This is a genomic window from Streptosporangium sp. NPDC006013 (genome assembly GCF_040614275.1).
Classification (GTDB): domain Bacteria; phylum Actinomycetota; class Actinomycetes; order Streptosporangiales; family Streptosporangiaceae; genus Streptosporangium.
In genome coordinates this window covers 1-8,227 of sequence record NZ_JBEXUE010000443.1, presented here as the reverse complement: position 1 = coordinate 8,227, position 8,227 = coordinate 1, and the positions used below count along the sequence as shown (strand labels likewise).

The following is an 8,227-nucleotide window of genomic DNA, read 5'->3' as shown; positions in this document are numbered from 1 at the left end:
ACGGCGACGTCACGCACCTGATGGCGGCGCTCCCGGCGATGGTCCGCGCCCAGCGGTACGGCGACGTGCGCGGCACTCCCGCCACCGGCCTGACCGCCATCGCCTGGGCGATGCTCACCAGGATCTGCGTCGGCCTCGGTGGCGCCGTCACCGGCCTCGACGACGACGCCGCCCGTGACCTGATCCGTCACATCGACGCCGTCCACACCGCCGTCTCCCTGCTCGAAGCCGTGCCCGCCGGTCCTGGCGTCTTCGGTGGTTCACGGGAGACGGGGGCTCAGGGGGATCCGGGCGCATCCGCCGGTTCCGCGGGCCTGGACGGTCCGGCGGACGCGAAGGAGGCGAGGAGCACCGGAGCCTCGGGAGGCGCTGCCCGCCCCGAGGAGGAGTCTCCGCAGGGACGGTGGCTGGTGGCGTTGCGCGGGGCTTCCGGCCGCAGCGACCTGCACGGGCTCATCGAGGGCCGGCTCACCAGGATCCTGCTGGACGCGGCCGACCTCGACACGGCCGAGGCGGGCCGTCGGATGTCGCTGGCGATGTCGGCGGGGCACCCGCCGGCCAGGGCGGCGTCCTGGATCGAGGGGTTCCTTTCCGGGGGCGGGCTGCTGCTCGTCCACGACTCCCGGCTGCTCGGGCTGGTCGACGAGTGGCTCACCGGACTCGCCCCGGAGACCTTCGTCGACGTGCTGCCCCTGCTCCGCAGGACGTTCGGCGCCTTCGCCGCGCCTGAGCGGCGTTCGATCGGCTCGCGCGTCCGCTCTCTTGGCTCTGGCGGCGCGGATCGGGCACCGGACGCGGAGGAGTTCGACGAGGAACGCGCGGCGGCGGCCGTACGGACCGTGCTGGCGATTCTGGGAAGGACGGGGAGCAGCGATGGATGAGCGGTTGCGCCGCTGGCGGATGGTCCTGGGCGGTGACGCCGACGGCACCGGGTGCTCGCTCGCCGGAACCGACGCTCAGATGGACGGGGCACTGGCCGCGCTGTACGACGGCGCCGGTGCGGGGGCGGCCGAGCGGAGCGGTGGCCTGGGCGCCTCCGCGCCCAGGGTGGCGCGCTGGCTGGGCGACATCCGGTCCTACTTCCCCTCGACCGTCGTCCAGGTCATGCAGAAGGACGCCGTCGAGCGGCTGAACCTGACCCGGCTGCTGATGGAGCCGGAGATGCTGGAGGCCGTCGAGCCGGACGTGCACATGGTCGGCACCCTGCTGTCGCTCAACCGGGTGATGCCGGAGAAGGCGCGGGAGTCGGCCAGGGCGCTGGTCGGCAAGGTCGTCTCCGAGTTGGAGCGGCGGCTGGTTCAGAAGACGAAGGCCGCCGTGACCGGCGCCCTGGACCGCTCGGCCAGGACCCACCGGCCCAGGCGGGTCGCCGACATCGACTGGGATCGCACGATCCGCGCCAACCTGAGGAACTACCTGCCGGAGCGCAACACCGTGATCCCGTCCAGGCTGGTCGGATACGGCAGGAGACAGCGGGCGGTCCAGCGAGAGGTGGTGCTCTGCATCGACCAGAGCGGATCGATGGCCGCCTCCGTCGTCTACTCCAGTGTGTTCGGCGCGGTGCTCGCCTCGATGCGCTCGCTGAAGACCTCGCTGGTCGTCTTCGACACGGCGGTCGTCGACCTCACCGACCAGCTCCACGACCCGGTCGAGCTGCTGTTCGGCACCCAGCTCGGCGGCGGCACCGACATCAACCGGGCCATCGCCTACTGCCAGGGCCTCATCACCCGCCCCAACGATTCGATCTTCATCCTGATCAGCGACCTCTACGAGGGCGGCGTGCGGCAGGAGATGCTCCGCAGGGTCGCCCAGATGACCGCGGCGGGCGTCCAGGTGATCGTGCTGCTCGCGCTCTCCGACGAGGGTGCGCCCTTCTACGACCACGACAACGCCGCGGCGCTCGCGGCCATGGGGGTGCCCGCCTTCGCCTGCACCCCCGACGCCTTTCCCGACCTGATGGCCGCGGCGATCGAGCGCCGCGACATCGGCCAGTGGGCCGAGCGCCGACTGGAGCGCACCGCCACCTGATCCCGTCCTGGTGAAGGAGGCAAGGCCACGGGGGCCCACCTTCTCCAGGACGTCAGGGGCCGAACATGGCGGCCTGACACCCGCCGACGGATCAGCCGCCGTCGCAGGCGGGGCCGGTCACGCGGCCGTCTCGGACGGCTCTTTGCCCGGCGACCTCTCGACGACGCCTCTCAGGAACGTTACTGGTAGACATCCGGGATGCCGTCGTGGTCGCGGTCGGCGGTCTCCGCCTCGTGGATGCGCCGGTAGACGCGGTTGCGCAGGCGAAGGATCACCGTCGCGGCCAGCGCCGCGATCAGGGAGCCGGTCAGGACCGCCACCTTGACGTGGGCGTCAAGCTCGCTGCCGGCGCCGAAGGCCAACTCCCCGATGAGCAGGGAGACGGTGAATCCGATACCGGCCAGCACGGCCAGCCCGGCCACGTCCACCCAGGCCAGCCCCTCGTCCAGGTGGGCGTGGGTGAAGCGGGCCACCAGCCAGGTCGCGAGCATGATCCCAATGGGCTTGCCCGCCACGAGGCCCACGACCACGCCCACCGCGACCGGGTCGCTCAGGGCGCCGGCCAGACCGCTCAGGCCGCCGAGGCTCACCCCGGCCGACATGAACGCGAACACCGGCACGGCCACCCCGGCCGAGATCGGCCGCAGGCGGTGTTCGAAGTGCTCGGCCAGGCCGGGCCCGGCCTCCGGGCCACCGGCGCGCCCGCCGCGCAGGACCGGCACGGTGAAGGCCAGCAGCACGCCGGCGACGGTGGCGTGTACGCCCGAGGCGTGCATCAGCGCCCAGGTGGCGGCGGCCAGTGGCAGCAGCAGCCACCAGGCGCGTACCCGGCGCCGTACCAGCATGGCGAAGACCGCCAGTGGCAGCAGCGCGCCCAGCAGCGGCAGCACCGACAGGTGCTCGGTGTAGAAGAGGGCGATGATGATGATGGCCACCAGGTCGTCGACCACGGCCAGGGTGAGCAGGAAGGTGCGCAGCGCGGTGGGGAGATACCGGCCGATGACCGCGAGCACGGCCAGGGCGAACGCGATGTCGGTGGCCGTCGGGATCGCCCAGCCCCGCGCCGCGCCGGAACCGGCACCGAGGGTGAGCAGCAGGTACAGCACGGCCGGGACGATCACCCCGCCGAGTGCGGCCGCGACCGGCACCGCGGCCCGCCGCACCTGGCGCAGGTCACCGGCGACGAACTCGCGCTTCAGCTCCAGGCCGGCCACGAAGAAGAAGATCGCCAGCAGCCCGTCGGCGGCCCAGGTCGCCAGGCTCAGGTCCAGGTGCAGCGCCGCCGGGCCGATCCTGAAGGCACGCAGCGCCTCGTAGGCGCCCGACCATGGGGAGTTCGCCCAGATCATGGCGGCCACCGCACCGGCCAGCAGCAGCGCTCCGCCGACGGTCTCCTCGCGGAGGATGCCGGCGATGCGACGGGCCTCGGGCCACGAGCCCAGGCCGAGCAGGCGGGACGTGCCAGGCGGGGTCTTGGTCATCAGGGCTCCGTTTTCGGGGTCGGGTCAGCCACTGCCGACCAGACTTCCCGGCGCACCACCGGCCACTGTACCTGCGGGGAGATCGGTTCTCCCCGCAGGGGTGCCGCCGCTCGATCCCATGGCATACCGGCAGGCCCACGGGAACGGGCGCGGGTCAGTGTGCGGTGTCCTGCTCGTCCCGGGCTCGCAGGGGGAGCAGGAAGGCGGCGACGAAGGTGGCGACGAGCAGGCCCACCGCGATCCAGATCGTCAGGAGCATCGAGTCCTCGAAGCTCCAGTCCCGCTTGAGCAGGCCGAAGAAGAGCGTCCCGATCGCGGCCGCGCCCAGTGTGCCGCCGAGTTGCTGGACGGCGGTGAGGGTTCCGGAGGCCGAGCCGGTCTCGTGGGGCTCCACCCCGGCCAGCACGATGTCGAAGAACGGTGCCATGATCAGGCTCATCCCGATACCGGTGACCAGCAGGGCGGGGGCGAGCTGCCAGGGGGTGACGCCCATGCCCGCGACGTTCAGGGTGAGGGCGACCCCCGTGACGCCCCCGGCCATCACGACCGTGCCGATGTGGATCAGTCTGCGGCCCACCTTCCGGGCCAGCCCCGAGGCGTTGACGAGGATGAATCCGACCAGCGTGCCGATGGCGTTCGGCAGGCCGGCGAGGCCCGCCTTCAGCGGGTCGTAGCCCAGGGCGATCTGGGTGTAGAGCCCGAACACCAGGGAGAAGCCGACCATCCCGGTGAAGAAGACGAGGCCGGTGACCAGGCCGCCGGCGAAGGCGCGCTTGCGGAACAGGCTCATCACGACCAGCGGGGCGCCGCCGGCGCGCTCCTTGCGGGACTGGTGGAGGCAGAAGAGGGCGAAAACCGGGATCGAGACGGCCATCATCACGAAGGTCCACCCGGGCCAGTCGAGGTCGCGCCCCTGGACCAGGGGGAAGACCAGTAGGAATGAGGCGGCCGAGACGAGTCCCATCCCGGTCAGATCCAGACGTGAGGCACCTGAGGGCTGTGACGCGGGCAGATAGCGTAGCCCGCCGAGCAGGGCGAACAGGCCGACCGGCAGGTTGATCAGAAAGATCATGCGCCATCCGGTGCCGAAGAAGTCGCCGTCGACGAGCCAGCCCGACAGGATCGGTCCGGCGACCGTGGACAGCGCTATGACCGGGCCGAACGCGCCGAACGCGGCGGCCAGTTCCCTGGGCGGGAAGACCTCCCTGATCACGCCGAGGCCCTGCGGCACCATCACCGCGCCGGACAGGCCCTGCAGCACCCGCGCGACGATCAGCATCTCCGGTGAGACGGCCAGCCCGCAGAGCAGCGAGCACAGGGTGAAGCCGAGCGCGCCGATGGTGAACATGCGCCTGCGCCCGTAGAGGTCGCCGAGGCGGCCCCCGGTGATGAGACCCACGGCCATCGCCATGGTGTATCCGGCGCTGAGCCACTGGATCATGCTCGACGAACCGTCCAGGTCCTTCTGGATGGACGGCGCCGCGATGGTTGTGATCATCGCGTCCATCAGGTCCATCACCTCGGCGGTGAGGACCACGCAGAGGGCGACCCAGCGCCACCGGTACGGCTCCGCGCCGGTGGGTGAGGGTCCGGTCTCGACCGTATGGGTCATGGGGGGCTCCGATCGGAGGTCGAATGACTGACGAACAGCGTTCGTCTTGTACGAACATGGTTTTATAAGCGAACAGCGTTTGCGTCAAGTACATCGTTCGTCTAACGAATGCTGTTCGTGATAAGTACGGTGTTCGTGAACACGATTCGTCGCGGTATAGGATCGGCGGGTGACCGAGATCCCCGCCCCGCCGTGGCGCAAGACCCGCAAGGCGAGTGCCCCGCGAACCGTCCTGAGCAGGGATCTCATCGTCGCCACCGGGCTGCGCCTCGTCGACGCCGAGGGGCTGGACGCGCTGAGCATGCGCCGCGTCGCCCAGGAGCTCGACACCGGTCCCGCCTCGCTCTACGCCCATGTGGCGAACAAGGAGGAACTGCTTGAGCTGATCTACGACGAGGTCATGAGTGAGATCCAGGTGCCCGAGCCTGATCCCGAGCGCTGGCTTGAGCAGATCAGGGAGCTGGTCATGCAGGCCTTCCAGGTGTTCAGGGCCCACGCCGACATCGCCAGGGTCGGCCTGGCCACCATCCCGACCGGCCCCAACGGGCTGCGGGTGGCCGAGGGACAGCTGGCCATCATGCTCGCGGGCGGGGTGCCGCCCAAGGCCGCCGCCATGATGATCGACCGTCTCGGCCTGTACGTCTGCTCGGACGCCTACGAGGGCTCTCTCTACGTCAACCGGCAGCGCGGCAGCGGCAAGGAGCTGGGGGAGTTCATGAGCGAGTTCTTCGGCCAGATAGCCACGTTCTACCGGGGTCTGCCAACCGACCGGTTCCCCAACCTCGTCGCCCGGATCGACGATCTGATGGACGCCAACGGCACGGAGCGGTTCGAGTTCGGGCTCGACCTGCTGCTGGGAGGTCTGGTCTCGTACATCCGGGACGCCGGTCCTACGACCAAGGACTGACGCGGAGGCCCGATGTCAGGGGCGGGGCGCCGGGCGTACCGTCGGCCCATGACTACCATGACGGGCGAAAAGCGTGCTGCCGGGATATTCGCCCCGCGGCACCGTGCCCTGACCGTCGGGATGGTGGCGCTCATCTCCCTGGTCGCCTTCGAGTACCTGGCGGTGGCCACCGCCATGCCGGTCGTGGCCGACGAGTTGGACGGTCACGCGCTGTACGGGCTGGCGTTCAGCGGGGCGATGGCGGCCGGGGTGATCGCGACGGTGCTGGGTGGGCGGTGGGGCGACGTCAGGGGGCCGATGGCGCCGCTCTGGGCCGGTGTGGCGCTCTTCGCCGCGGGGCTGGTCGTGGCCGGGGCGGCGCCGACGATGGACGTGTTCGTCGTGGGCCGTTTCGTGCAGGGCTTCGGCGGAGGCGTCTTCCAGGTCGCGATGTACGTGCTGGTCTCGCGGGTCTATCCGGCCGAGACGCACCCCCGGGTGTTCTCGATCTTCGCGACGGCCTGGGTGGTGCCCTCCATGGTCGGGCCGGTGATCACCGGCCTCGTGGTGGAGTACGCGGGCTGGCGCTGGGTCTTCATCGGCGTGACGGTGCTCCTCCTCCCCGCGGCGTTGCTGCTCTGGCGCGGGCTGGCCGCCGCGCCCATGTCGGACCGGCCGCAGACCGGCCCGCGCTCCTCGATCGCGCGACGGCTGGGCTGGGCGGTGCTCGTCGCGGTCGGCGCGGCACTGATGCAGTACGGGGGCGCGGCGCGCGGCGCCGGGTTCGTCCTGCTCGTCGTCGGTCTGGCCACGCTGGTCGCGGCGCTGCCCCGGCTGCTCCCCGAGGGAACCCTGCGCGCGGCCAGGGGCCTGCCCTCGGTGATCTCACTGCGGGGCATCGCGGCGGGCGCGGCCATCGGCGGGGAGGCGTTCCTGCCGCTGATGCTCAACCAGGAGCGCGGCCTGTCGCTGACCATGGCCGGGCTCACCCTGACCGGTGGCGCGCTGAGCTGGTCGTTCGGCTCGTGGGTCGTGGGCCGTAGGAGTTTCGACCGGGCACTGGTGCTGCGCTGCGGCTCGGCGCTGATCGCCGCGGGACTCGTGCTGATGGGCCTGACGGTCTTCGCCGTCGTCCCGGTCGCCGCCGCCTTCCTCGGGGAGATCGTCCTGGGGCTAGGCATGGGCATCGTGTACCCGACGCTGTCGGTACTCGTCCTGGAGTTGTCACCCCCGGGGGAGGAGGGGGAGAACAGCGCGTCGCTGGGGGTCGCGGAGTCGGTGTACACGGTCGTCTCCGTCGCGGTCGCCGGCGCGCTCCTGGCGGCACTGGGCGCCTCGGCCGTCGCCTACCTGCTCTGTTTCGGGCTGGCGGCGTTGATGGCGACCACCGGAATCCTGGTCGGTGCCCGGGTCAGAGCCGACGCCTCGGTCCGGGGCTGAGCTCTTCCTGGGGCTGCCCCCTTTATCCGGCCTGAGTTCTCTCCGCGCCGAAAGCGCCGGAAATATCGGAAAAACTGGACCAAAACCCACCCTCACAAGCAGGAGGCATTCGCGGGCCGCCGTGGCACCATGGAAGAACGCCGTTCCCGGTGGTGTTGAGAGGAGTCCCGCCTTCGGGCGGGATTCGTGTTTTAGAGCTTGAATTCCCCGGGTTCGGAGAGGTCAAGGAGGGGTCATGCCGCGTGTCCGTGAGCTTGAGGTGTTCCGGCTGGTCCTGCCGTACGGCAGGCGGCCGGAGAGCATCCTCGTCCGGCTCACCGACTACGGGGGCATGACCGGGTGGGGCGAGGTCGTCGACGCCGACCCCAAGACCTGGGTCGCGCTGGAGGAGGGGCTCGCGCAGGCGCTGATCGGCGTCGACTGGGAGCACCCCGACGAGCTCGGCGCCGTCCCCGGCGGATCCGCCGCCGACATGGCCTGCTGGGACCTGTGGGCGAGGATGCGCGGAGTGCCGCTGGCCCACGCGCTGGGCGGTACCCGTACCTCCCTCATGGCCACCGTCAGGATCGGCGCCGACCGCAACCTGGAGAGCCTGGTCGCCCGGGTGAACCGGCATGTCTGCGCCGGGTACGCCCACGTCACCCTGGACGTCCATCCCGGCTGGGACATCGAGCCGCTGCGCGTCCCGACGGGGTGGCCTTGAAACCGCCGGTCCCCCAGCCGCAGTTGACGTAGAGGTTCTCCACGGGCGTCCTGCCGATGATGGGCGAGGCGTCGGGG

General features: G+C 70.9%; 7 protein-coding genes. 5 read left to right on the top strand and 2 right to left on the bottom strand.

From position 1 onward, the window contains the following. Both ABZ260_RS40865 and ABZ260_RS40860 read left to right on the top strand, forming a co-directional pair. The coding region (locus ABZ260_RS40865; RefSeq protein WP_355628415.1) for a DUF5682 family protein at positions 1 to 881 on the top strand (881 nt) is incomplete at its 5' end. Further along, entirely contained in the window at positions 874 to 2,028 is a 1,155-nt protein-coding gene (locus ABZ260_RS40860) for a VWA domain-containing protein (protein ID WP_350916407.1), read from the top strand. The genes ABZ260_RS40865 and ABZ260_RS40860, both read left to right, overlap by 8 nt. Positions 2,029 to 2,207: 179 nt before the next feature. Here the strand turns inward: ABZ260_RS40860 and nhaA are convergent, their stop codons facing one another. Next, the gene (gene nhaA / locus ABZ260_RS40855) at positions 2,208 to 3,509 is read right to left on the bottom strand and encodes a Na+/H+ antiporter NhaA (RefSeq protein WP_355628412.1); all 1,302 of its coding nucleotides are present in this window, start codon (positions 3,507 to 3,509) and stop codon (positions 2,208 to 2,210) included. Positions 3,510 to 3,663: 154 nt separating this feature from the next. Further along, on the bottom strand, positions 3,664 to 5,121 hold the full coding sequence (locus ABZ260_RS40850) for an MFS transporter (RefSeq protein WP_355628409.1): 1,458 nt from the start codon (positions 5,119 to 5,121) through the stop codon (positions 3,664 to 3,666). Positions 5,122 to 5,290: 169 nt separating this feature from the next. Between ABZ260_RS40850 and ABZ260_RS40845 the strand changes: the two genes are divergently transcribed. The 3 genes from ABZ260_RS40845 (at position 5,291) to ABZ260_RS40835 (ending at position 8,150) form a co-directional block, all read left to right on the top strand. Continuing rightward, positions 5,291 to 6,028, top strand: coding sequence for a TetR/AcrR family transcriptional regulator (locus tag ABZ260_RS40845; RefSeq protein WP_355628406.1), 738 nt, complete (start codon positions 5,291 to 5,293; stop codon positions 6,026 to 6,028). A 48-nt stretch (positions 6,029 to 6,076) separates the two neighbouring features. Next, positions 6,077 to 7,447 carry an MFS transporter gene (locus ABZ260_RS40840; RefSeq protein ID WP_355628404.1) on the top strand — a complete coding sequence of 457 codons (1,371 nt, stop codon included), beginning with the start codon at positions 6,077 to 6,079 and terminating at the stop codon, positions 7,445 to 7,447. 235 nt (positions 7,448 to 7,682) lie between these two features. Then, positions 7,683 to 8,150 (top strand): hypothetical protein, encoded by a 468-nt coding sequence (locus tag ABZ260_RS40835; protein WP_355628402.1) that lies wholly within the window; start codon positions 7,683 to 7,685, stop codon positions 8,148 to 8,150. Positions 8,151 to 8,227: the final 77 nt, after the last annotated feature.